This window comes from Bartonella sp. OC68QHHN, from assembly GCF_042193875.1.
Classification (GTDB): Bacteria; Pseudomonadota; Alphaproteobacteria; order Rhizobiales; family Rhizobiaceae; genus Bartonella; species Bartonella grahamii_A.
Genome location: NZ_JBHIME010000019.1, coordinates 1 through 25671, shown reverse-complemented (window position 1 = coordinate 25671; position 25671 = coordinate 1). Strand labels below are relative to the sequence as shown.

Here is a 25671-nt window from a genome sequence, read left to right as displayed (position 1 = left end):
TAACAGTGAAAGCGTGTAAAATCTCTCTGCACGCCTATAACTTCTTCTTTAGACAATAAAAGTACCTTAATTAGGCGTTTTATATTATTCGGAAACTTCTGAACCCGCGTTTTCTTCCAAAATAGGCTCCACAGGCGCATCAACTTGAGCTCCTAAATCGACACCCATTGCTCCTTGCTGGCGCGCTATACCATCAAGAGCGGCACGAGCAAAAAGATCGCAATAAAGAGAAATTGCACGTGAAGCATCATCATTACCTGGTATCGGATGCGTTACGTCATCAGGATCGCAATTGGTATCAATAATAGCAATCACTGGAATGCCTAAACGTTTTGCTTCTTGGAGGGCAATATTTTCTTTATTCGTATCGATAACAAATATAAGATCTGGAACAGATCCCATATCTTTAATACCACCAAGCGCACGATTAAGCTTTTCACGATCACGTTCAAGATTTAAACGTTCTTTTTTGGTAAAACCTTGCGCCTCAGCAGCAAGAATTTTGTCAAGCTTTCGTAAACGATGTATCGAATTGGAAATCGTTTTCCAGTTCGTGAGCATGCCGCCAAGCCAACGTGCATTAACGTAATACTGGGCAGAACGATTCGCTGCATCAGCGATAATGTCAGATGCTTGCCGTTTCGTACCAACAAAGAGAATACGACCACCACGCGCAACAGTATCTGAAACAAGTTTAAGCGCTTGGTGTAAAAGCGGAACGGTCTGAGAAAGGTCAATAATATGGATATTATTACGCTGACCATAAATATAGGGAGTCATTTTGGGATTCCAACGATGAGTCTGGTGACCAAAATGCACACCTGCTTCTAAAAGCTGGTGCATAGTAAAATCGGGTAGTGCCATAAATCTTATCCTTTCCGGTTCAACCTCCGCGGAAAAAGCAGGAAAACCTACTACCGGCGGATGCTTGCTAGAATTTTCTCACAAATCATTTTCAAACACCCAAACTCCGCGTGTGGAATAGCGCAAACATACTAATATTTGATTCTTTTTCAAGTCATTTTCTTTAATCATTTAATATTTACATTTTTACATTGATTAAGATCTTTTCCAAGTTCCAAGAATTCGAGACTGTTCAATTTTGCACGCACTGAAAAAGTTCCATAATCTATATGAAGATCACGCATGACACCATTTTCATTTAAGAGAAAACTGCTACGATAAACCGGCAAACCATCTTTATTTTCTCCATCATCAAAATAAGAAATTGTAACAGGCCAATATTCTTCCTCATCCAACTTTCTCACTTTTTCCGTTTCGCTATCAGATAAAAGCGTCTTCTTTTCCCCTATGACGATACTTTCTTTTATAACTTTATCTGCTTTATTTGTCCCATCAAATACAGTAACATTGTAAAAATGATGTCCTGCTTTTGCATGGCGGATGATATTTTTTAGTTGCATCATTGGAAATTCAGCCATTGCAAGCTTATACTCTTTTTCCTTCGGCTTTTTTAAGGTAACTGTAATACCATCTTGGGTACGTTCCGCAACCCCCTCGGCACGATGCGCAACCTCTTCTCCCTCTTGATCTGTAATATTAAAACGAAATGTACGGCTGTCTCCTGTTTCATAACTCGTCGTCTGTTGATCCGTCAAACGTACTGGCATATCTTCAATGTGAACACGGCTAATGAAACGAAAACGTGTGCTGTAGCCTTGGCATGCCGAACCAGTAAGCTCGTAAACCATTCGCCCTGACATCGCAGAAATTGTCATTTCATGAGAAACGCTATCGAGATGAAAATCATAAATTGCTCGATGAGGTATAATAAAAATGGGCTCTTCAGCTCTCGCAGTACATAAAAAAACAATATATAAAATTATTATAAATAATGATCTAATCATTCCCAACTTCCGAACTTTATCCTCGTTGCATAACATCATACAATAAGGCAAAAAAGGCTAATTTCTCAATTAACCACACATTTTCTTAAATCAAAAAATATATTATGCAAGAATATATTATAGAGCCGCTATGGAGTTAAATTATGACCAATATGATTGAAAAAAACTTAGAGAAGTTTGGAATTACTCTTCCTGAAGTAATCTCTCCCCTTGCCAATTATATCACCACTTCACAAAGTGGCAATCAACTCTTTATTTCTGGACAACTCCCTCTTATTAATGGAAAACCAATAGCCACCGGTAAAGTTGGTGCAACTGTGAATATCGAACAAGCCCAAAAAGCATCCGAAGCTTGTGCTCTTAATATTCTCGCTCAACTCAAGGCAACTCTAGGTGACTTAAATAAAATAAAACGTGTGGTAAAAATCACTGTTTTTGTGGCTGTAGATTCTCATTTTACCGATATTCCTTTCGTTGCCAATGGAGCTTCTAATTTATTTGTCAATATCCTTGGTGAAATTGGAAAACACGCCCGTTCTGCTATCGGTGTTGCCTCTCTTCCTATGGATGTTCCTGTAGAAGTTGAAGCCATCATAGAAATCTAAACCTTCATTAAGACAGTGCACCATCTTAAATATAACTGAAGTCAAAATACTTCTTTGTCTTAAACTCTGATAAACGTTGCATTTTTTCGTTTTTAAATTAAAATTTTAAACTTACAATAAAAGGAAATATTTGTATGAAACAAGCTTATGATCATAACAATATTTTTGCTAAATTGATTCGCAATGAAATCCCTTCTGTTCGTGTCTACGAAGATGATGATGTTATTGGATTTATGGATATCATGCCACAAGCACCAGGTCATACGCTGGTCATTCCTAAAAAAGGCTCTAGAAACTTGCTTGATGCAGATACTGAAACATTATTTTCTGTTATTAAAGCAGTTCAAAAAATTGCAAATGCCATCAAAAAAGCCTTTCAAGCAGATGGCATAACTGTCTTGCAATTTAATGAAGCAGCTAGTCAACAAACCGTTTATCACCTCCATTTCCATATTATACCACGTATGGAGGGAATAGAACTTACCCCTCATAATGATATGATAACGCCTACAGAAATACTTGAAGAGAATGCAAAAAAAATCCGTGCAGCTTTATAACACACTCTTAAGTTGTTTTGCTTTTTTTTCCTACACGTTTTTTTGTAAAATTTTCCGTTTTACTTTTCTTTGAACTTACAGATATATTGGAAGATGAAATTTCTAACTGTAAGCTTTCTTTTTTGCCATTTGATTTTTGTGTCAATACGCGAACAATGCCACCGTTGCGTAACTTTCCAAATAAAATTTCATCAGCTAATGGCTTTTTAATATATTCTTGTATAACACGCCCTAATGGACGTGCTCCCATCTGAGAATCATATCCTTTATTGGAAAGCCATAAAGTTGCAGAAGGGCTTAATTCAAAACAAATTCCCCGATCAGCTAATTGTGCTTCAAGCTGAAAAATAAATTTTTGCACTATCTGGTTGATGATTAAGTTAGATAAAGGTGCAAACGGAATAATTGCATCTAACCGATTACGAAATTCTGGTGTAAATAACCGATTGATTGCTTCTATATCCTCACCATCACGATGTACTTTCCCAAATCCAATAGCTGATTTTGCCATATCTGAAGCACCAGCATTGGTTGTCATAATCAAAATAACATTGCGGAAATCAATTTTCTTACCATTATGGTCTGTTAATCTACCATAATCCATTACCTGCAATAAAATATTAAATAACTCTGGATGCGCTTTCTCAATCTCATCTAGCAATAGGACTGCGTGAGGTTTCTGATCAACTGCATCTGTAAGGAGACCTCCTTGATCAAACCCTATATAACCTGGAGGAGCTCCGATTAAACGCGCTACCGTATGCCGTTCCATATATTCTGACATATCAAAACGCAATAATTCAATGCCTAAAGATAAAGCAAGCTGTTTTGCAACTTCAGTTTTTCCCACACCTGTTGGCCCTGAAAATAAATAACTTCCTATTGGTTTATCCGGTTCGCGTAAACCTGCTCGCGCCAATTTTATGGATGAAACTAAGACGGAAATTGCCTGATCTTGCCCATAAACAACATGTTTGAGTTCTCTTTCAAGCTTACTCAGTATCTTCTGATCATTCCGAGAAACTGTTTTTGGTGGAATTCTTGCAATTGTAGCAACAGTCGCTTCAATTTCTTTAACACCTATACTCTTCTTGCGTTGTTTTTGTGGCAAAAGCTTTTGCGCTGCGCCACTTTCATCAATAATATCAATTGCTTTGTCAGGTAACCTACGATCAATTATATAGCGTGAAGATAATTCTACGGATGCCTTCATCGCCTGATCTGTATATTTAATCTGATGAAAATCTTCAAAGTAAGGCTTCATCCCCTGCAAAATCTTAATCGCATCTGTAATAGAAGGTTCATTAATATCAATCTTCTGAAACCGACGCTCTAAAGCACGATCTTGTTCAAAGAATTTGCGATATTCTCTGTAAGTCGTCGAACCAATACATCGCATAGTTCCAGAAGATAAAACAGGTTTTAAAAGATTTGCTGCATCCATATTTCCTCCTAATGTCGCTCCTGCTCCAATTAAGGTATGAATTTCATCAATAAATAAAATAGCATCCGGATACAGCTCAAACTCTTTAATAACTTGCTTTAAGCGTTCTTCAAAATCACCGCGATAACGTGTACCAGCAACAAGTCCCCCCATATCAAGAGAAAATATTGTTGCATTTGATAAAACTTCAGGCACTTGCTCATCAATAATGCGCTTTGCCAATCCCTCAATTATAGCGGTTTTCCCCACTCCAGGATCACCAACCAAAAGCGGATTGTTTTTTGACCTTCGACATAAAATCTGAATCATGCGTGAAATTTCTATTTCACGGCCAATTAATAAATCAATTTTTCCATTACGTGCTTTACAATTGAGATCAACACAATAATTCGTTAAAATACTTGTTCCTCTTTCAACATTATCCGAAATCTGCTGGTCTAATTGCTCTTCAAGTCCTTCAAGTAACATGGATAACCCATCATCACGCGTAATACCATGTGAAATAAAACGTATAGCATCATAGCGTGTCATTCCCATCTCTTGAAGAAAATATGCTGCATGGCTTTCACGTTCAGAAAAAATTGCAACAAGAACATTTGCCCCCGATACTTCATCTTTTCCAGCTGATTGTGCATGAATCACCGCACGTTGGATAACACGCTGGAAAAAAGCTGTAGGCTTTGTATCCTCATCAGCTCTAATCTGTTCATCTAACTCTGAGCGAAGATAATTGGTTAAGCGCTCTCGCAATTCCTCCACATCTACCTGGCAAGCCTGAATAACGGAATTTGCATCGGCATCATCTAACAGCGCAAGTAGAAGATGCTCTAATGTTGCATATTCATGCCGTGCTTGAGTAGCAATTGTTAATGCACGATGCAAAACCTCTTCAAGACTAGGTGTAAAAGACGGCATAATTCCTCACTTCCATTCCATTACACATTGTAACGGATGTTCATTTTGACGCGCACATTCTCTCACTTGTAATATTTTCATTTCAGCGACTTCATAAGTATAAGTTCCACATTCTCCTATCCCACTGTGATGAACAGTTAACATTATCCGCGTTGCCTCTTCAAAACTTTTTTTAAAAAAGTTCTTCAAAACGAAAACAACAAATTCCATAGGTGTGTAATCATCATTAAGCAAAAAAACTCGACATAATTTAGGTTTTTCGAGTTTTGTTCTAGCCTTAGGCATTATAACCGCACCATGCCTAACTTCATCCCAATTCTTGCCCTTTTCATTATGCATAATATGAGCTATAGAGTTTATTATGAGCGTCTGTTCCATTAGCGTTTTCCATGCAGCGTATTTTTTATTAATTTTAAATTCTTTTATAACTATTGCAATACCTGTATGTATTAGACAAAAATTTCTTTCTATGGTTAGACTTCAATCCCTCACTCATAAAATAATTTATGTAAACAAATTAGTAATACCATTCGTCTAAACTGCATCAACAAATTACAGAAAAGGACACTTTATAGAAGTTTTTCAGGATAAATGGAGAAATAGGATACTGCAAGTGTATATTAATGATCAAAAAATTATGTGCTACTGTAAAAAAATAGCAATTTCTTTTGTTATGTTAGCTTTTTCTTACTGTTCGGCATCAGCCACACCTCAAGGAGCCTATCCTGATAAGTATGCGGCTATTGTTATAGATGCTACTACGGGGAAAACTCTATTTCAAGCCAATGCAACACTGAAACGTTATCCTGCTTCTTTAACAAAAATGATGACATTGTACTTACTCTTTGAAGCTATGCAGATGCGTCGTGTGACACCAAATACACCAATTCCTGTTTCACATTATGCAGCAACGCGTCCACCGACAAAAATTGGTTTTAAAGCAGGACAAACAATTTCTGCAGAATCAGCAGCTAAAGCACTCATTACAAGATCCGCAAATGATGTTGCTGCTGCCATTGCAGAATATCTTGGAGGTAGTGAAAAGAAATTCGCTCAAATGATGACAGTAAAAGCTCGTAAACTTGGCATGAAACATACACATTTCGCAAATGCTTCAGGACTTCCGGATGTGCACAATTATTCTACAGCACGAGATATAGCGACTTTATCATTAGCTTTACGTAAACATTTTCCAAAACAATATAAACTGTTCAAAATAAAAAGTTTTAATTTCCGTGGACATAAAATTAACAGCCACAATAAACTCGTTAAAATAATGAAAGGTGTCGATGGAATTAAAACAGGATACACACAAATGTCAGGTTCTAATTTAGCAACGTCAATGCGTCTTGAGGGGCGCTCTGTTGTCGCTGTTGTTATGGGAGGTAAATCATCTACTGCACGTGACGAGCATATGGCTAGCTTATTGAAGCAATATTTGCCCAAAGCAAACCAAATGAAAAGTGGTGAACGTTTAATGGCTTCTGTACGCTATCACTTACCCACTGGGGCTAATACTCCTGTACCGACCATTAAAGCTGATTCAAGTAATTTTGACGATGAAATTTCGACTATGTTGACAGCATTTGCAGAACAACCTAAAAACTCCAATATCGCAATAACGGCTGTAAATAAGGTAATTATACCGATACCAAACCCTCAAAAAACTATACCGGTTGAGACTCATAAAATTGTAACAGCCTCTTTGTCCGCAAATGCCGGATGGGCTATCCAAATTGGTTCTCTTCCTAGTGAAGAACAAGCAAAAACTCTACTTTTAAAAGCAAAAAACATAGCTTTTTCTACTTTAAAGCACGCATCTTCACACATGCAACTGTTTGAAAAAAGTGGGCAGCGTTATTACCGAGCGCGCTTTACGGGGTTTCAATCAAAAAAAGCTGCATTTGATGCTTGCTCTACATTAAAGAAAGCAAATTTTAACTGCTATACTGTAGCCTACTAAAAAATTTTAAATTCTGTGTTAAGGATAGTATTATGACAGATAATGCTTTTGCTTCATTTCATAAAAAAGAAATTTTATTGAAGCAATCATCCCTCCTTTCATTGCGTTCCCTTCACGAGGCTGCTGCAAAACTTACTGGTTTAAAATATAATTCAACTGCATTAGATACACAATCTCTTGTTAACCTTCTCATTTGCCAAACAATGCGCAACCGTCGTCTCATAATGCCTCCTGTACGCATTCATTTACGCGTTGCAAGCCAAACTGGTAGTGTACCTATTAAAATCCGTCTAGGAGCAACAAATATTTAATTCTATAGACCAGCTCTAAAAAATTATTTTATTATTAACCATTATCTACAGCCTTAGAAAACCCTTTGATAAACGTACTTTTTTCTTAAATTATGGAATTGTGCTGACAGCTTTTCCAACTATCCAATACCTCCAAGCTTTCAATAAAACCATTGTTAAAGACATAAAAAACACCCAATATTTTTCCACTTTTGGATTTAATATAAAAAATTATCCTTAATATCTTTCTGGAAAAAATAAATAGCTTCATTGCATGAAAGCTTATCATTTTAGGGATTATTGTAAAAGTTCAATAAAGAAAGTCCCTCTTAATAACGATCTCCCCTACAACATAAACGCTGTAAAATAATCTACTCCTCTTACTTGTATTTCTTTCAACAGACAAAGCAAATTGGAAAATACAAATACTATCGATGAAAAAACGTAAAAGAAATTATCAGATTAAATATCATGATAAGGATTTTCATAAGACTTTAATTTATAATTAAAATTTATTTTTTGCATATTCAATAAGAGATTTTCGTAAAATTCTCTTATTTTCCTTCTTATATTGAATCGGTCAAAATCGTTCGCTTGCTCATCACGAGCAAGATTAGCATATAAACTATTAAAAAAAGGAATCAAAATATCTCTTATGAATCATTTCAAGTACTAAGATCTTTTGTATTATTGAACGTTGAAAAAAGGATGATAGTGCTGGTTTTCTTCCTTTATAAATAAAGATGCTAATACTTTATAGATTTTATACTATTCATGGAATAATTTACATTATACTATTCATATGCAAGATGCTGATTTATAAAGATAGTTCATTATTTTGCATGTTATATGAGAATCTCTAATAGCGTAAGATTCTCTTATTTGAAATCTATTTATGTTGAATCAATCAAAACAGTTCTCTTGCATGTTATGAGTGAGATTAGTGTGTGGCGTGAAACTATACCAAAAAGACTCAAAATGCCTATAATGAACCGTTTCAAATGCCAAGGGACTTTGGTCCCTGTACAAGGGGGAGCTGGCAAAGTGTGTAATCGTGCCAGCGTATTCTTTTTATTAAGCATAAAGAATGGGGACAGCTCAATGGATTTACCGTTATACCATCCACAGGTGCCATCGCGAAATGAGTTTGGGAGCGTCGAGAGATATTTCTTTAAAACAAACTCATTAATGAATAACACGATGATGTTCTATCGTGTGCATTCTATTCTCATGAGAATTTTGATAAATATTTTTTAATGTATACGTTATTATTCATTTTAATTTTTTGACGGTACAGAATTTATAAATAAAAAAGATATTTCCAATATATCTCTTAATTATTGTAAATTAGTGTTTCTCTTCAAGGTATTTTTTACCATACTAGGTACCCAAAAATCTTCACTTTTAAAAAATTAAAATCTTTAAAACTCTCTCTCCTCATCATAATTATTCAGATTTTAAACAAATTTTCCTTGGATACTCAAGCATAATCTTCCATCACTTAAAAGATATGACTATAGAAACTTTTAAAAGCCATAAAACCCAGCTAAAAAATAATGGCAGATTGATCACTAATTTTACTTTGCGCTTTTTTTATTTTTTCCAAATTAGAGTTTTTTCCCATTATAGAGACAAATCAGACAGATATAAAATACTCTCCCTCCAAACTTGCATGCTAAAGCTATTATTCGTTAAGAAAACACTGAACCATCTTCAAATTTATTTCAAGCTGCTGCTGCATTAAAGTGGAATTTTGATTTATAAGTAACAAAAAAATATAAGCTTTATCAGGAAATACGATCCCTCTCCAAAAAGTCCAGTTATGGACTGAAAAATGTTCCAGCTCCTAACAAGATATTGCATTGACTGCAAGACCACCTTTACTTGTCTCTTTATAGCGTTCACTCATATCATGACCAGTCTGGCGCATTGTTTCTATACAAGCATCAAGAGAAACAAAATGATCTCCATTACCATATAATGCAAGAGAAGAAGCCGTTACCGCCTTAACAGCTCCCATTGCATTACGCTCAATACAAGGAACTTGTACAAGACCTGCAACAGGATCACATGTCATCCCCAAATGATGTTCAAGCGCAATTTCTGCCGCATTTTCAATTTGAGCTGGTGTTCCACCTAACGCTGCAGTCAACCCTGCTGCGGCCATTGAAGATGCTGTTCCAACTTCACCTTGACACCCAACTTCTGCACCAGAAATAGAGGCATTATGTTTGATAACACCGCCTATAGCTGCTGCCGTTAATAGAAAATTATGTATTCCCTCTCGATCTGAATCATCATTAAATTGAAGATAATAACGCAAAACTGCTGGGACAACACCAGCTGCCCCATTTGTTGGGGCTGTAACAACACGACCACCTGCTGCATTTTCCTCATTGACTGCTATGGCATATACCGAAAGCCAATCATTTGCCCAAAGTGGATAATTACGATTTTTCTTTTGATTTTCCAAAAGCGTTTCATGCAGCTTTTTAGCACGCCTTAGAACACGCAATCCACCAGGCAACTCACCTTCTTGTGAAAGACCTCTATCAATGCAATTTGTCATCGCTGAAAAAATTTCATCAAGCCCTGTATCAAGAGAAAAACGCTCTATCTTTGTTTCTTCATTTAAGCGCTTCATTTCAGCAATTGAAAGTCCTGACTGTTCTGCCATTGATAACATTGTACAAGCAGAATCAAATGGATATGGCACCTCAAATGCTTCTGGTTGTATATTATCATTCATATGGCTTAATTCATCCTCAGTCACAACAAAGCCACCACCGATAGAATAATAAATCTGCCGCAACAGAACATCCCCATCAGTATTAAGTCCTTCAAAGGCTAATCCATTTGTATGTCCAGGGAGGATTTTCTTTCGTTCAAAAATAAGATCACTTTGCACATCAAACTGATAAGCGGGATGTCCTGCTGGTTGCACTTTTTTTTCACGGATAACTTTTTCTAACAACCCCCCCATGCTATCAGGATCAACAGTAGAAGCTTTTTCTCCTAAAAGTCCTAATATGATAGCCCTATCTGTTGCATGACCAATACCCGTGAAAGCTAAAGAACCATAAAGATAAACACGTATACGAGAAACTTGAATATCAGACGACTGAGAAAAATCTCCTATCTTTTGCAAAAACATATTAGCAGCTGTCATCGGCCCCATCGTATGTGAGCTAGAAGGACCAATCCCAATTTTAAAAAGCTCAAAAACAGATAGAAACACGTATCACCTCAAAACTATAGTACAGCTTGAGCATATATGCTTTTTCATAACGTTTGTCCCGTTTAAAATCAAATCGCGAGATAAACTAAAAAAATGACAGCAATAAACACGAATGTCGCTCGTCTTGCTACCACCCAACACTTTCTTTCTATAGTGTTTTCCATTAGCCAACCCTCAAAAAACGGACAATGCCTCTAGATTCACTGTTCTTAATGTTCCAAACGTAGTAAAATAAGTGTTAATATGCAATATTAAAATTCAATAAGAATAAGAAATTCTTCTCGGAAATATTTTTCATAATGTACCAAATTCTTCAAAACATACGCTTAATTATATAAGATATTTTATGGATATGTTTCAATGAAACGTACAAAGTTTTCTAACGATTCTCGTTCTGTTTCAAAATTGTTTTCTGGAGCACTTATATCGCGATAACCAAGTGCCATACCACAGATAATATGGCGATCAGAAGGAATAGATAAAAGCGTACGAATCTGTTTATGATAATCAGCAAAAGCAGCTTGAGGACAGGTATCTAATCCAAATCCACGTGCAGCTAACATAATGGTTTGCATAAACATACCCAAATCAAGCCAACTCCCCATTTCCATGTCGTGATCCATTGTAAATAAGAGTCCTACAGGTGCATCAAAAAATAAAAAATTTCGCGCCTTTTGATGAAGTATTTTTTCTTCATCACCTTTTTGAATTCCAAGACTCTGATAAAGATCCAAACCAACTTTTCGACGCCTTGAAATATAAGGCTCACGCCACTGACGTGGATAATAACTATATTCACGCTCTCCTTTTACACCTGAAAGCACAAGTTGTGAAAGCTCTTGCCCTACTTTCTGTAATACACTTCCTGTAAGCACAATCACTTGCCATGGCTGAATATTTGTTCCAGATGGTGCACGCGCTGCAAGTTTTAAGATTTCTTTGATTGTTTCCAAACTAACTGGCTGATCAGTAAAAGCACGAATTGACTTTCGTGACAAAATAGATTGAAAAACACTCATAGGAGAAACTGCCATTGTTTTTACTTTCTTTATGAAAAATATTTTTTTGCTTATCAAGGACAATATACTGCGAAAATACCTTAGCAGATTTTTTCGAACACTCTATTTCTTTAAATGACTTACACATTTCACGCAGTGTTAAAGATTTCCCTTAGAGATAGTATAACCTATCTCTTTTAATAGAAAGAAAATTGTCTAAAAGCAGATAAAATAAATTTTATAATCAATGATTAACCCCCAACTCTGCTAAGCTCTCAAAAAAACTCTCCTCAATTCGTTCTAAATCCTGTAGAAGATCATCAATATCATGCTGCATCTGCTTTAAATCAGCTCGTTTTTTATGAATTCCTGCAATTAATTTCTTAAGCTTTTTCTCATCATCAGGAGGTTTTCCAACCATTGTCAACATATCAGATATTTCAGACAACGAAAATTTAACTCTTTTAGCACGCAGTATTTGTTTTAACTTATGACGATCCGTTTGTGTATAAAGCCGTGTATTTCCACGCCGAAAAGGGATAAGAAGTCCCTCTTCTTCATAATAACGCAAAGTCCGAGCTGTTATTGAAAACTCACGTGTTAATTTTCCAATTGAATAATATTCGTACATTTTATCATTCTGTCTTCATAGATCACATTGTTATAAGAAGCATGTCTATTTTTTATAACACTTAGTGAGCACCCTAATCACTACTTTCCTGCATTCTAATTTAGAAGAAAATACATTCTTGTCATACAAGTATTGTATAGGAGAGAATCAATTATTTTTTAGATTACAGAAAAGACTATTGGTCTTTCATTATAAGTCCTTTTAAATCTTTATAGAAGATATCAATCAACAATTTTTCTAAAATTCAAAATCAATCATTATTTGATTTGTAGATAATCAACTCTTTTCCTTGAATATGGCTTTTGAATTTTACATATTTTGGAAAAATTCTATACTGCTTTAGAAATTAAGAAACTTTAAAATAAAGTAACAAAAACGATAAGCATCATTACAAAACAATAAGCTACTAAAGATGTTTAAAATAACTATCGCCTTATAAGTTTTGCTATTTTTCAAGAAAATATGTAACTTCTGCATTTCGAGATATAAAAACGTCTGAACTTTCTATTCAGACGTTTTTATATTATGTGATGTTGTATTTAAATTATTCAGCAATTGCTTGGGTTGTCATATTTGTCAACATAGCCTTAGCCACTTCGTTATTACTAGACTTACGCTGCTCATCTACAATCAAATCATCACGAACTGCAGCAATACGACGGATTTGAGAAATCGTACCACCCGTACCTGCTGGAATAAGACGACCGACAATAACGTTCTCTTTAAGTCCTTGCAAAGTATCAATTTTACCAGAAACTGCTGCTTCAGTAAGAACACGTGTTGTTTCCTGAAATGATGCCGCCGAAATGAAAGAAGGCGTTTGAAGAGAAGCTTTTGTAATTCCAAGAAGAATGGGATTACCAGATGCAGGTTTCTTCCCTTCTGCAATCAAATTATCATTGATTTCATCAAGTTCAATACGATCAACATTATCACCTGGAATATAACCAGAATCTCCAGATTCAGTAATTTCAACTTTTTGCAACATTTGACGAACAATCACTTCAATGTGCTTGTCATTAATAAGAACTCCCTGCAAACGATAAACCTCCTGAATCTCATTAACAAGATAAGATGCCAAAGCTTCAACCCCCTTAATCGCCAAGATATCATGAGGTGCTGGATTACCATCAAGGATATAATCTCCCTTTTCAATTTGATCACCTTCTTGGAAGTGAAACAACTTACCTTTTGGAATCAAATATTCTACTGCCTCAAGAGTTTCATCATTTGGTTCAATAATGATACGACGTTTATTCTTATAACCACGGCCGAATCGAATCGTGCCACTTACTTCAGCAATAATCGCATGATCCTTTGGACGACGGGCTTCAAAAAGCTCAGCCACACGTGGTAAACCACCCGTAATATCTTTCGTCTTGGCACTTTCCATTGGCAAACGAGCAATAACATCACCAGCCTTAACATGAGCACCAAGCTCAACAGAAAGAATAGTTTCCACTGACATCATATAACGGGCTTCACCTCCCTTATACAATTTAGCAATGGATCCACCCTCTTTATCTGCGTGGATAATAATGGCTGGTTTAAGATCCGCACCACGTGGATTAGCGCGCCAATCAATCACCAAACGCTTCGTAATACCCGTAGATTCATCAGCTGTTTCAGTGACAGATAAACCATCAATCATATCTTCAAAACCCACATAGCCTTCAACTTCTGTTAAAATTGGACGTGTGTAAGGATCCCATTCTGCTATACGTTGGCCACGTTTAACCACATCACCATCATCAACAAAAATATGAGCACCATAGCTAACACGATGTACAACGCGCTCTTTTCCTAACTCATCCTTGATAAGGATAGCCATATTACGCCCCATAACAACCAAATGGCCTTCAGAGTTACGAACCACATTACGATTACGAATCTCCACCTTACCTTCATAAGATGCCTCTAAATACGATGAATCAACAACCTGCGCAGTTCCTCCTAAGTGGAAAGTACGCATAGTAAGCTGTGTTCCCGGCTCACCAATGGATTGAGCAGCAATAACACCAACGGCTTCTCCCTGATTAACAGGTGTTCCACGTGCTAAATCACGACCATAGCATTTTGCACAAACACCAAGACGTGTTTCACATGTTAAAGCAGAACGAATTTGAACAGATTGAATCCCAGCTTCTTCAATCTTCGCGACATCAGCTTCCTCAATCATTGCTCCACCTTCAAGGATAACCTCTCCAGAGACAGGATGTAGAATATCAACAAGCGCTGTACGACCAAGAATTCTTTGTCCAAGGGAGGCAACAATTTGTCCTGCATCAACAATTGGCTGCATAGTAAGCCCTTTTGCGGTACCACAATCAACTGCTGAAATAATAGCATCCTGTGCAACATCAACAAGACGCCGTGTTAAATAACCAGAGTTCGCCGTCTTTAACGCAGTATCAGCAAGTCCTTTACGTGCACCATGCGTAGAATTGAAATATTCATTAACAGTTAGACCTTCTTTAAAATTTGAAATAATAGGGGTTTCAATAATTTCACCCGATGGTTTTGCCATTAATCCACGCATACCGGCCAATTGTCTCATCTGGTTAGCAGAACCACGTGCACCAGAATGCGACATCATATAGATCGAATTCATCGGCCGTTGACGACCTGTTTTAGGATCAAAATCGACGGCTTGAATACGTTTCATCATTTCATCTGCAACGCGATCTGTACATTTACCCCAAGCATCTACAACCTTATTGTATTTTTCACCTTGTGTAATCAAACCATCATTATATTGCTGTTCGTACTCCTTAGCCAAAGCTTCTGTCTCTGCAACTAAACGCGACTTACTATCAGGAATAACCATATCATCCTTACCGAATGAAATTCCTGCACGACAAGCATAAGAAAAGCCAAGCTGCATAATACGGTCACAAAAAATAACCGTCTCTTTTTGTCCACAGTGCCGATAAACATGATCAATCATTTTAGAAATGTTCTTTTTCGTCATTTCTTGATTGACAATATCAAATGAGATATCCGAATTTCTTGGCAAAAGCTCACCGATAATCAAACGACCAGGTGTCGTATCATAAAGTTTAGAAACTTCTTTTCCATCCTTACCGATATTCTTAACACGGCCTTTAATCTTCGTATGAAGCGTTACGACCTTATTTTCCAAGGCATAATGAAGCTCACCTATATCAGAAAAAGCCATTCCTTCACCTGGTTCTTTTTCAGAAACAATTGAAAGATAATAAAGACCAAGAACCATATCCTGTGAGGGAACAATAATGGGGGCACCATTGGCCGGATGAAGAATATTATTGGTCGACATCATCAAAACACGGGCTTCAAGCTGTGCTTCAAGAGAAAGTGGAACGTGAACCGCCATCTGATCTCCATCAAAATCCGCATTAAAAGCAGTACACACCAGTGGATGAAGTTGAATAGCTTTGCCTTCAATTAAGATAGGTTCAAAAGCCTGAATCCCCAAACGATGCAATGTCGGCGCACGGTTGAGTAAAACAGGGTGTTCACGAATAACCTCATCCAAGATATCCCAAACTTCTGGATGTTCTTTTTCAACAAGCTTCTTCGCCTGCTTTACCGTTGATGAATAGCCTTTTGCATCAAGCCGCGCATAAATAAAAGGCTTAAATAATTCAAGAGCCATTTTTTTGGGAAGACCACATTGATGCAATTTTAATTCAGGACCCGTCACGATAACAGAACGCCCTGAGTAATCAACACGCTTCCCAAGTAAGTTCTGACGAAAACGTCCTTGCTTGCCCTTCAACATATCTGATAGAGATTTGAGAGGACGTTTATTGGCTCCAGTAATCACACGCCCACGCCGTCCATTATCAAACAATGCATCAACAGCTTCTTGTACCATACGCTTTTCATTGCGCACGATAATTCCAGGAGCACGCAATTCAATCAGCCGTTTCAAGCGGTTATTACGATTAATAACACGCCGATAAAGATCATTCAGATCTGATGTTGCAAAACGCCCACCATCAAGTGGAACCAATGGACGCAAATCCGGTGGAATAACCGGAATTGTTTTCATAATCATCCACTCTGGCTTATTTCCAGATTCAAGAAAATTTTCAACGATTTTAAGTCGTTTAATCAATTTTTTCTGCTTTAACTCTGAAGTTGTTTCAGCTAATTCGAGACGCAAATCATTGGCGATTTTATTTAACTCCATACCAGCTAAAAGCTCGTAAATAGCTTCAGCGCCAATCATAGCTGTAAACTGATCTTCTCCAAACTCATCAATAGCAAGCATATATTCTTCTTCAGAAAGAAGCTGATGGAGCTTAAGAGATGTCAATCCCGGTTCGGTTACAATATAATTCTCAAAATAAAGAACCCGCTCAATATCTTTTAAAGTTAAATCTAAAAGTGTAGAAATACGACCTGGTAATGATTTAAGAAACCATATATGCGCAACAGGAGCCGCAAGCTCAATATGCCCCATACGCTCACGACGCACACGCGAAAGAGTAACCTCTACACCACATTTTTCACAAATAATGCCCTTATACTTCATGCGTTTATATTTGCCACATAGACATTCATAGTCTTTAATAGGGCCAAATATACGTGCACAAAAAAGACCATCACGCTCTGGTTTAAAAGTCCTATAATTAATAGTCTCAGGCTTCTTAATCTCACCATACGACCAGGACAAAATTTTCTCAGGACTCGCAATAGAAATACGAATAGAGTCAAATGTCTGCGCTGGCGCTTGAGGATTGAAAAGATTCATGACCTCGTGGTTCATGCTGTTCTCCTTCAAAGATTCTTAGAACCTGTTGTAATATCTCATTTATTTTATAACAGATCTTCTTTAAAACACATTTACTTTTAAAAATGACCTGTATAACCTTAATAAGGTTATTGAGCCTCTTAAAGTAATCAGAGCGCAGCCTTTTTCTAGTGCGCTCCTTGAATTATTATTCTGCGATATCAGATAATGCTCGCTGTGCAATAAGCTCACGCGCATCATCAAGCTCCACATTAAGAGCAAGGGAGCGCATTTCTTTTACCAACACATTAAAGCTTTCGGGTATACCCGCCTCAAATGTATCATCACCACGCACAATCGCCTCATAGACTTTCGTTCGACCAGCCACATCATCTGATTTTACTGTTAGCATCTCCTGCAAAGTGTATGCAGCACCATAAGCTTCAAGTGCCCAAACCTCCATTTCACCAAAACGCTGACCACCAAACTGTGCCTTACCTCCTAATGGCTGCTGCGTAACAAGTGAATAGGGACCTATAGAACGTGCATGAATCTTATCATCAACAAGGTGATGCAATTTCAACATGTAAATATATCCCACCGTTACTGGACGATCAAAAGGCTCCCCAGTACGACCATCATAAAGTGTAACCTGCCCTGAACTATCTAAGCCTGCGTCTTCCAGCATCATGTTAATATCAGACTCATGTGCTCCATCAAAAACAGGCGTTGCAATTGAAACCCCTTTCTTCATCTGTAATGCCAATTTGTAAAGGCTTTCATTATCATACTGACGAACTGGTTCATTATGATTATCATCAGGCATAAGATTTTCAATACGCTGACGCAACGGTAATATATCCCCAGTCTCTTGATACAACTCTAACAAATCACCAATCTTCTTGCCCATCCCCGCACATGCCCAACCAAGATGCGTCTCAAGAATTTGTCCAACATTCATACGACTAGGCACACCAAGCGGGTTCAAGACGATATCAGCATGGGTCCCATCTTCAAGAAATGGCATATCTTCTACGGGAAGAATACGTGAAACAACCCCCTTATTCCCGTGACGTCCCGCCATCTTATCACCTGGTTGGATTTTGCGCTTCACAGCCACAAAAACCTTCACCATTTTCATGACACCAGGAGGCATTTCATCACCTCTTTGGACCTTTTCAACTTTATCCATAAAGCGACGTTGTAATGCTTCTTTTGATTCATCGTATTGCTTGCGCAAGGCTTCAATTTCATTTTGAAGCTTTTCATCCTCAACAGCAAATTGCCACCACTGGGATCGTGGATAATGCCCCATTACTGTACTATCAAGCTTTTTGCTGCCCGAAAATCCTTTCGGACCTTCTACAGCAATTTTACCTGTCAACATATCGGTAAGGCGCGCATAAACATTGCGATCAAGAATAGACTGTTCATCATCACGGTCTTTTGCTAAACGCTCAATTTCTTCTCGCTCAATTGCCATCGCACGTTCATCTTTTTCCACGCCATGGCGATTAAAAACGCGAACTTCAACAACAGTACCAAAAGTTCCAGGAGGCATACGCATAGAAGTATCACGCACATCGGATGCCTTTTCCCCAAAAATTGCACGCAGAAGCTTTTCTTCCGGCGTCATGGGACTCTCACCTTTTGGGGTAATCTTTCCAACTAAAATATCACCTGGTTGAACTTCAGCACCAATATAAATAATGCCAGCTTCATCAAGATTTCTTAACGCTTCTTCTGCAACATTAGGAATATCGCGCGTAATTTCCTCAGGCCCAAGTTTTGTATCGCGTGCTGCAACTTCAAATTCTTCAATATGAATTGAAGTAAACACATCATCAGCAACAATGCGCTCGGATAACAAAATAGAATCTTCATAATTGTATCCATTCCAAGGCATAAAGGCTACGAGAACATTCCGCCCAAGAGCTAAATCACCAAGATCCGTGGATGGACCATCTGCAATGATATCACCTTTCTCTACCCTATCACCGACATGTACAAGAGGACGCTGATTAATACAAGTGGACTGATTAGAACGCTGAAATTTCTGTAAGCGGTAAATATCAACGCCTGATTTTGAAGGATCTAAATCTTCTGTTGCACGGATAACAATACGGGTAGCATCGACTTGATCAACAACACCACTACGTTTTGCACTCACAGCAGCTCCTGAATCGCGTGCAACAATGGATTCCATTCCCGTCCCAACAAATGGCGCCTCAGCGCGTACAAGAGGAACGGCCTGACGCTGCATATTCGATCCCATAAGCGCACGATTTGCATCATCATTTTCCAAAAAAGGAATAAGCGCTGCTGCAACTGAAACCAACTGTTTTGGTGAAACATCCATCAAATCAACATGATCACGCGGCGCCATTAAAACTTCACCAGCATGACGGCAAACAACAAACTCTTCTATAAAATGACCTTCACTATCTAATGAAGAATTAGCCTGAGCAACATAATGCTTCGCTTCTTCCATCGCTGAAAGATAAATAACTTCTTTTGTAACTTTTCCATCAATAATTTTTCGATATGGGCTTTCAATAAAGCCGTATTTGTTAACTCGCGCAAATGTTGCTAAGGAGTTAATGAGACCAATGTTGGGACCTTCTGGTGTTTCAATCGGACAAATACGACCATAATGCGTAGGATGTACGTCACGGACCTCAAAACCCGCACGTTCACGAGTCAAACCACCTGGACCAAGAGCAGAAAGACGGCGCTTATGGGTAATTTCTGACAATGGATTGGTTTGATCCATAAACTGCGACAATTGTGAAGACCCAAAAAACTCACGAACTGCTGCTGCTGCAGGCTTTGCATTGATCAAATCCTGTGGCATAACTGTATCAATTTCAACCGATGACATACGCTCTTTTATCGCACGCTCCATACGAAGAAGACCAATGCGATATTGATTTTCCATCAACTCCCCAACGGAACGAACGCGACGGTTTCCAAGATTATCAATATCATCAATTTCACCACGACCATCACGCAATTCAACTAACATCTTAACAACAGCCAGAATATCCTCTTGGCGTAAAATGCGAACTGTATCTGGACAATCAAGATCCATACGCAAATTCATCTTAACACGCCCAACAGCCGAAAGATCATAACGCTCTGGATCAAAAAACAATGAATGGAACATTGCTTCTGCTGTATCGATTGTTGGGGGCTCACCTGGACGCATCACTCGGTAAATATCAAATAACGCATCCTGCCGACTTTCATTTTTATCCACCTTTAAAGTATTGCGGATATAAGCGCCAATATTCATGTGATCAATATCAAGGATATTGATCTGATCAGCACTAACATCAAGAAAAACTTTTAATACTTTTTCGTCAATTTCATCACCAGCTTCAAGGTAGATTTCACCTGTTTCATAATTGACGATATCTTCAGCTAGATAACAACCTAACAAATCATCTTCACTAACTTTAACCGCTTTAAGCCCTTTTTCTGCCAAAGATTTTGCAGTACGAACTGTTAATTTTTTACCAGCCTCCGCAACGACTTCACCACTATCTGCATCTATAAGGTCAGAAATGAGCTTCATTCCTTTAAAGCGATCAACAGAATAAGGAACTCGCCATCCTTCTCCATCACGCTCATAAGTCACTTTATCATAAAACGTCGATAAAATATCCGACGCATCCATACCTAATGCCATTAAAAGACTAGTAACAGGAATCTTGCGCCGTCGATCAATACGTGCATAAATGATGTCCTTAGCATCAAACTCAATATCAAGCCAAGAACCACGATACGGAATAACACGAGCAGCAAAAAGAAGCTTTCCTGATGAATGGGACTTTCCTTTATCATGGTCAAAAAAGACACCAGGAGAACGATGCATCTGAGAAACAATAACACGTTCCGTACCATTAATAATAAAGGTACCATTCGTCGTCATTAAAGGCATATCGCCCATATAAACGCCTTGCTCTTTAATGTCTTTGATATCTTTGGAGCCAGTATCCTCATCAACATCAAAAACAATCAAACGCAATATGACCTTTAATGGGGCAGCATAAGTTAAATCACGTTGACGGCACTCTTCAACATCAAATTTTGGTAAATCAAATTCATAACCTACAAACTCAAGCATAGCTGTACCGGAAAAATCTGAAATAGGAAAAACCGATTTAAAAACAGCTTGCAAACCTTCATCTGGTCGTCCACCTTTCGGTTCCTCAACCATGAGAAACTGATCATATGACGCTTTTTGAACTTCAATAAGATTCGGCATTTCTGCTACTTCAGGAATCTTACCAAAAAATTTGCGTACGCGCTTACGACCATTGAATTGAGACATCATTGCGTGAGTCTGAGCCATCGTCGCTCCTTGATCTTTACTCTTCAAGGTAGACCAACCTTGAAAGCCTTATATCATTAACCTGCATATGCAGACCAGTTCACTTGACACTCAAATAATGAGCACCATTAACTTTCCCCACCAACATAAGCCATTTATCTCTTTGACTCTATGATGAAGGGACGAGTAATCTAAACCTATCCTATTACTGTTACAAAACCATTGGGAAAAGGTTTTTTACTCATTATTTTTCCTCTTTGTATTAAGAGAAAGAAAATCGGCGAACATAAAAGCCCGCCGATAAAATTAAATTTACTTAAGTTCCACTTTAGCACCAGCAGCTTCAAGTTGAGATTTAATTTTTTCTGCTTCTTCTTTAGAAGCACCCTCTTTAATAGGCTTAGGTGCTCCTTCAACCAGATCTTTAGCTTCTTTAAGACCAAGTCCAGTAAGAGCACGAACTTCCTTAATAACATTAATTTTTTGTGCACCACCTTCAACAAGAATAACATCAAATTCTGTTTTTTCTTCAGCAGCTGGAGCAGCAGCACCAGCAACAGCAGCAACAGCTACAGGAGCAGCAGCCGAAACTCCCCACTTTTCTTCAAGTAACTTAGAAAGCTCAGCGGCCTCCAAAAGGGTTAGATTAGAAAGGTCTTCTACGATCTTCTCTAGATCAGCCATTTTAAAATTCCTTCAATTAAAAGATTTGAACCATTATTCAATCTTATTTAAAAAAACAGAAAAGCATTAAAGCTCTTCCATAAACGTGAATACAAACAGCCTTAAGCCGCCTTATCCTCCTGAGCATATGCTCCAATGACACGTGCAACCTGACCAGCAGGGGCATTAACAACCTGTGCAATACGGGTCGCAGGGGTAGAAATCATACCCACAAGTTTTGCACGCAACTCGTTTAATGAAGGCAATGAAGCCAATGACTTCACAGCATCTACAGTTAAACTTGTTGCACCCATTGAACCGCCAAGGATGACAAATTTGTCATTGCTTTTCGCAAAATCAACAGCAACTTTTGGTGCTGTGATTGGATCTTCTGAATAAGCAATAAGTGTTTGTCCAGTAAACAAACCCACTATCGATTCAGATTCCGTGCCCTGAAGAGCGATTTTAGCAAGACGGTTTTTGGCGACTTTAACGGCACCGCCAGCTTCACCCATTTTCGAACGCAGATCATTCATCTGTGAAACTGTCAGACCGGAATAATGTGCAACAATAACAGAACCAGACTTCCGAAAAGCCTCGTTAAGCCATGTAACAAATTCGCGTTTTTCCGCTCTATTCACTGTCTCTCTCCATTTAACAGATTTGCTTAAAACAAACCTGTTGGTTACCTTTGATAACATAAAATACTTTATGTCACCGATGAAGATCCTGTCCCCTTTTTCACGCACAGCGTTCAAAGGCAACCTTGGCTCAAACCCTTTAAGTCTTTTAACTCTCAGTTTTTACCCCAGTCTCATGCAGGTTTTTTTTGATTAAGATACTTAAAAGCATCACCTACAATCTCGGACAGGATATTCCGGAATTTCTCCGGTATAACCTAAGCCCTCTAAAGCTTAGATAACTAAATGCTAATCAAAACCAGCATTTTAAATACAATTTTGATATTCACATACCCCAAAACAAAATTATAAATCAGCTTATACTAGCTCTGAACGAACCGTTGTTGGATCAACTTTAACACCAATTCCCATAGTCGAAGAAACAGCAACGCGCTTAATATACTCACCTTTTGCACCTTGCGGTTTAGCTTTAATAACTGCACTTGCAAAGGCTTTTATATTTTCTACGATTTTTTCAACACCAAAAGAAGCTTTACCAATACCAGCATGCACAATACCAGCTTTTTCCACACGAAACTCAACAGCACCACCTTTAGAAGCTTTGACAGCACTGGCGACATCAAGTGTTACAGTACCAACTTTCGGATTCGGCATCAAACTCCGTGGACCAAGAATCTTACCAAGACGACCAACAAGAGGCATCATGTCTGGTGTTGCAATACAACGATCAAAGTCTATAGTCCCTCCATTAATGCTTTCAAATAAATCTTCGGCTCCCACAATATCAGCTCCTGCCGCCTTAGCTTCCTCAGCCTTATCTCCACGAGCAAAAACGGCAACACGAATATTTCTTCCTGTTCCATTAGGCAAATGAGCAACTCCTCGAACCATTTGATCAGCATGACGAGGATCAACACCCAAATTCATTGAAATTTCGATTGTTTCATCAAACTTAGCAACTGCACGCTCCTTAACCATTGAAACCGCATCTTTTAAAGCGTAAAGTTCATTAAAATCAATATCTTTTCGGATATTTTTTATTCTTTTTGCTACTTTTGCCATAATATTAGCCCACCACTTCCAAGCCCATCGAGCGAGCAGAACCTTCAACCATACGCATTGCTGCCTCAATATCATTCGCATTAAGATCTTTCATCTTTGATTCCGCAATCGAACGAATTTTATCACGAGAAATGCTTCCTACAGACACTTTACCAGGCTCTTTTGAACCAGACTTCAGTTTTGCTTCCTTCTTTAAAAAGAATGATACAGGAGGCGTTTTGAGAGAAAATGTGAAAGACTTATCTTGGTAATACGTAATAACAACTGGAATCGGTGCTCCCTTTTCCATTTCTTGTGTAGCTGCATTAAACGCCTTACAAAATTCCATGATATTAATACCACGTTGCCCAAGAGCTGGACCAATCGGTGGAGATGGAGTAGCAGCTCCTGCAGGAACCTGCAACTTAAGCTGACCTATACTTTTTTTTGCCATAACAATCTGCCTTTAATTTCACTGGTATACTGACAATTTATCTTGCCCGCCACCCGCTGCAGTCACGTGGTTCGGATCATTAAGCCGACAAAAGCCATAAATCACCTCCCACTCCTTCCTTAAAGTAATTAAAAATACTCTAAGCTCAATCAGAGTTTTTCAACCTGACCAAATTCCAAATCAACAGGCGTAGGACGCCCAAAAATAAGCACTTCAACCTTAAGACGAGAACGCTCTTCTTCAACCTCTTGAACAATTCCATTAAATGAGACAAAAGGACCATCAGCAACGCGAACTTGCTCTCCAATCTCAAACAATACAGAGGACTTTGGAGACTCAACCCTTTCCTGAACTTGTTTGAGAATTTGCTCAACCTCTCGATCAGAAATGGGAACAGGACGCGCATCTGATCCTAAAAAACCTGTCACTTTAGGCGTATTCTTAATAAGATGATAAACTTCATCCGTTAACTCAGCACGAACAAGAACGTAACCAGGAAAAAATTTTCGCTCAGTATCAACTTTGCGTCCACGACGAACCTCTACAACACGCTCTGTTGGAACAAAAATCTTTTCAAAAAGATGATCAAGTCCTTTTTGCTTTACCTCCTTATCAATAGCTTCCGCTACTTTCTTTTCAAAATTTGAATACGCCTGAACAATATACCAACGAGCTGCCACAGTCACACTTCCTTACATTCTCAACTAAAAAGATATTTCAGAAGATCAATAACCCGCCAAACACCAAAATGCATAACCTGATCTACAATAAAAAAGAAAGCTGAAGCCAATGCAGTTACCAATAAAACCATAACAGTAGAAATAACCGTCTCACGACGTGTAGGCCATTTCACTTTAATTGTTTCTGCATAAACCTGCTTCAAAAAGATAATCGGATTGGTTTTAGATGCCATCGTCACACTATACTCTCTCTAGCCCTATTGTGTTTTATACAACAAAATGAACAGGATAAAATGCAAAAGCCAACTTTTAGACTTATGCAATTTCCTTACTTCCTATTCAATACCGTTTCACACATAAAAAAACAAGCCCCATATCAAAAAAAGCGAAAAAGGCAGCAAAACCCACTCCCCTATACGTAAAATTCTATTCCCCTTTGGCAGGGGCAGCAGGACTTGAACCCGCGACCTGCGGTTTTGGAGACCGCCGCTCTACCAACTGAGCTATACCCCTAACTCTCAAAACTAAAACACTTTTAACATCCCTTCAACAAGCATTATTTATTCAATGATCTTAGAGACGATACCGGCACCAACAGTACGACCACCTTCACGAATAGCAAAACGA

General features: G+C 38.1%; 19 protein-coding genes, 1 tRNA gene and 1 pseudogene. 4 read left to right on the top strand and 17 right to left on the bottom strand.

All coding sequences use genetic code 11. The features are described 5' to 3' along the window. Positions 1-84 precede the first annotated feature (84 nt). Together rpsB and ACFIJ0_RS01900 are read right to left on the bottom strand one after the other, a co-directional pair. Complete coding sequence (gene rpsB, locus ACFIJ0_RS01905) at positions 85-864, bottom strand: 30S ribosomal protein S2 (RefSeq protein ID WP_375622735.1); 780 nt, start codon at positions 862-864, stop codon at positions 85-87. A 167-nt stretch (positions 865-1031) separates the two neighbouring features. Continuing rightward, a complete protein-coding gene (locus ACFIJ0_RS01900) occupies positions 1032-1868 on the bottom strand; it encodes a cell envelope integrity EipB family protein (RefSeq protein WP_375622737.1) in 837 nt (278 codons plus the stop codon). 143 nt (positions 1869-2011) lie between these two features. Between ACFIJ0_RS01900 and ACFIJ0_RS01895 the strand changes: the two genes are divergently transcribed. Together ACFIJ0_RS01895 and ACFIJ0_RS01890 are read left to right on the top strand one after the other, a co-directional pair. After that, positions 2012-2473: a RidA family protein gene (locus tag ACFIJ0_RS01895; protein ID WP_375622739.1), complete on the top strand. Its 462-nt coding sequence runs from the start codon at positions 2012-2014 to the stop codon at positions 2471-2473. Between the two features lie 134 nt (positions 2474-2607). Continuing rightward, positions 2608-3030 (top strand): HIT family protein, encoded by a 423-nt coding sequence (locus tag ACFIJ0_RS01890; protein ID WP_375622741.1) that lies wholly within the window; start codon positions 2608-2610, stop codon positions 3028-3030. Positions 3031-3037: 7 nt separating this feature from the next. On the opposite strand, the gene clpA is transcribed toward ACFIJ0_RS01890, so the two are convergent. Both clpA and clpS read right to left on the bottom strand, forming a co-directional pair. Then, the gene (gene clpA, locus ACFIJ0_RS01885; RefSeq protein ID WP_375622743.1) at positions 3038-5389 is read right to left on the bottom strand and encodes an ATP-dependent Clp protease ATP-binding subunit ClpA; all 2352 of its coding nucleotides are present in this window, start codon (positions 5387-5389) and stop codon (positions 3038-3040) included. A 6-nt stretch (positions 5390-5395) separates the two neighbouring features. Next, positions 5396-5767, bottom strand: coding sequence for an ATP-dependent Clp protease adapter ClpS (gene clpS / locus ACFIJ0_RS01880; protein ID WP_375622745.1), 372 nt, complete (start codon positions 5765-5767; stop codon positions 5396-5398). A gap of 235 nt (positions 5768-6002) precedes the next feature. Between clpS and ACFIJ0_RS01875 the strand changes: the two genes are divergently transcribed. Then, entirely contained in the window at positions 6003-7352 is a 1350-nt protein-coding gene (locus ACFIJ0_RS01875) for a D-alanyl-D-alanine carboxypeptidase (protein ID WP_375622747.1), read from the top strand. A gap of 32 nt (positions 7353-7384) precedes the next feature. Further along, positions 7385-7663: a hypothetical protein gene (locus ACFIJ0_RS01870; protein ID WP_375622749.1), complete on the top strand. Its 279-nt coding sequence runs from the start codon at positions 7385-7387 to the stop codon at positions 7661-7663. A 1825-nt stretch (positions 7664-9488) separates the two neighbouring features. Here the strand turns inward: ACFIJ0_RS01870 and ACFIJ0_RS01865 are convergent. The 13 genes and pseudogenes from ACFIJ0_RS01865 to ACFIJ0_RS01805 form a co-directional block, all read right to left on the bottom strand. Then, entirely contained in the window at positions 9489-10880 is a 1392-nt protein-coding gene (locus ACFIJ0_RS01865; protein WP_375622750.1) for an L-serine ammonia-lyase, read from the bottom strand. 344 nt (positions 10881-11224) lie between these two features. Next, a complete protein-coding gene (locus ACFIJ0_RS01860; protein WP_375622752.1) occupies positions 11225-11914 on the bottom strand; it encodes a nitroreductase in 690 nt (229 codons plus the stop codon). A 208-nt stretch (positions 11915-12122) separates the two neighbouring features. Beyond that, a complete protein-coding gene (locus tag ACFIJ0_RS01855) occupies positions 12123-12509 on the bottom strand; it encodes a MerR family DNA-binding transcriptional regulator (RefSeq protein WP_012755031.1) in 387 nt (128 codons plus the stop codon). Positions 12510-13053: 544 nt separating this feature from the next. Beyond that, a complete protein-coding gene (gene rpoC / locus ACFIJ0_RS01850) occupies positions 13054-17265 on the bottom strand; it encodes a DNA-directed RNA polymerase subunit beta' (protein ID WP_375622754.1) in 4212 nt (1403 codons plus the stop codon). A 172-nt stretch (positions 17266-17437) separates the two neighbouring features. Beyond that, positions 17438-21586, bottom strand: a complete 4149-nt coding sequence (rpoB, locus tag ACFIJ0_RS01845; protein ID WP_375622756.1) for a DNA-directed RNA polymerase subunit beta — start codon at positions 21584-21586, stop codon at positions 17438-17440. Between the two features lie 291 nt (positions 21587-21877). After that, positions 21878-22249: a 50S ribosomal protein L7/L12 gene (gene rplL, locus ACFIJ0_RS01840; RefSeq protein WP_012755028.1), complete on the bottom strand. Its 372-nt coding sequence runs from the start codon at positions 22247-22249 to the stop codon at positions 21878-21880. Positions 22250-22350: 101 nt separating this feature from the next. After that, entirely contained in the window at positions 22351-22869 is a 519-nt protein-coding gene (gene rplJ / locus ACFIJ0_RS01835) for a 50S ribosomal protein L10 (protein ID WP_375622757.1), read from the bottom strand. Positions 22870-23226: 357 nt separating this feature from the next. Further along, complete coding sequence (gene rplA / locus ACFIJ0_RS01830; protein WP_375622759.1) at positions 23227-23931, bottom strand: 50S ribosomal protein L1; 705 nt, start codon at positions 23929-23931, stop codon at positions 23227-23229. A 4-nt stretch (positions 23932-23935) separates the two neighbouring features. Continuing rightward, positions 23936-24364, bottom strand: coding sequence for a 50S ribosomal protein L11 (gene rplK / locus ACFIJ0_RS01825; protein ID WP_375616770.1), 429 nt, complete (start codon positions 24362-24364; stop codon positions 23936-23938). Between the two features lie 149 nt (positions 24365-24513). Next, the gene (gene nusG, locus ACFIJ0_RS01820) at positions 24514-25044 is read right to left on the bottom strand and encodes a transcription termination/antitermination protein NusG (protein ID WP_375622762.1); all 531 of its coding nucleotides are present in this window, start codon (positions 25042-25044) and stop codon (positions 24514-24516) included. 20 nt (positions 25045-25064) lie between these two features. After that, positions 25065-25277 carry a preprotein translocase subunit SecE gene (gene secE / locus ACFIJ0_RS01815; protein WP_375622764.1) on the bottom strand — a complete coding sequence of 71 codons (213 nt, stop codon included), beginning with the start codon at positions 25275-25277 and terminating at the stop codon, positions 25065-25067. Between the two features lie 204 nt (positions 25278-25481). After that, positions 25482-25557, bottom strand: a tRNA-Trp gene (locus tag ACFIJ0_RS01810). Between the two features lie 47 nt (positions 25558-25604). Beyond that, positions 25605-25671: pseudogene (locus ACFIJ0_RS01805) on the bottom strand (elongation factor Tu); the annotation flags it as partial.

Coding starts and splice junctions, on each gene's coding strand:
- rplA (WP_375622759.1), bottom strand. CDS start 23,931: ATGGCAAAAGTAGCAAAAAGAATAAAAAATATCCGAAAAGATATTGAT.
- rplK (WP_375616770.1), bottom strand. CDS start 24,364: ATGGCAAAAAAAAGTATAGGTCAGCTTAAGTTGCAGGTTCCTGCAGGA.
- ACFIJ0_RS01870 (WP_375622749.1), top strand. CDS start 7,385: ATGACAGATAATGCTTTTGCTTCATTTCATAAAAAAGAAATTTTATTG.
- rpoB (WP_375622756.1), bottom strand. CDS start 21,586: ATGGCTCAGACTCACGCAATGATGTCTCAATTCAATGGTCGTAAGCGC.
- secE (WP_375622764.1), bottom strand. CDS start 25,277: ATGGCATCTAAAACCAATCCGATTATCTTTTTGAAGCAGGTTTATGCA.
- ACFIJ0_RS01860 (WP_375622752.1), bottom strand. CDS start 11,914: ATGGCAGTTTCTCCTATGAGTGTTTTTCAATCTATTTTGTCACGAAAG.
- rplL (WP_012755028.1), bottom strand. CDS start 22,249: ATGGCTGATCTAGAGAAGATCGTAGAAGACCTTTCTAATCTAACCCTT.
- ACFIJ0_RS01890 (WP_375622741.1), top strand. CDS start 2,608: ATGAAACAAGCTTATGATCATAACAATATTTTTGCTAAATTGATTCGC.
- ACFIJ0_RS01855 (WP_012755031.1), bottom strand. CDS start 12,509: ATGTACGAATATTATTCAATTGGAAAATTAACACGTGAGTTTTCAATA.
- clpA (WP_375622743.1), bottom strand. CDS start 5,389: ATGCCGTCTTTTACACCTAGTCTTGAAGAGGTTTTGCATCGTGCATTA.
- rpoC (WP_375622754.1), bottom strand. CDS start 17,265: ATGAACCACGAGGTCATGAATCTTTTCAATCCTCAAGCGCCAGCGCAG.
- rpsB (WP_375622735.1), bottom strand. CDS start 864: ATGGCACTACCCGATTTTACTATGCACCAGCTTTTAGAAGCAGGTGTG.
- ACFIJ0_RS01895 (WP_375622739.1), top strand. CDS start 2,012: ATGACCAATATGATTGAAAAAAACTTAGAGAAGTTTGGAATTACTCTT.
- ACFIJ0_RS01900 (WP_375622737.1), bottom strand. CDS start 1,868: ATGATTAGATCATTATTTATAATAATTTTATATATTGTTTTTTTATGT.
- clpS (WP_375622745.1), bottom strand. CDS start 5,767: ATGGAACAGACGCTCATAATAAACTCTATAGCTCATATTATGCATAAT.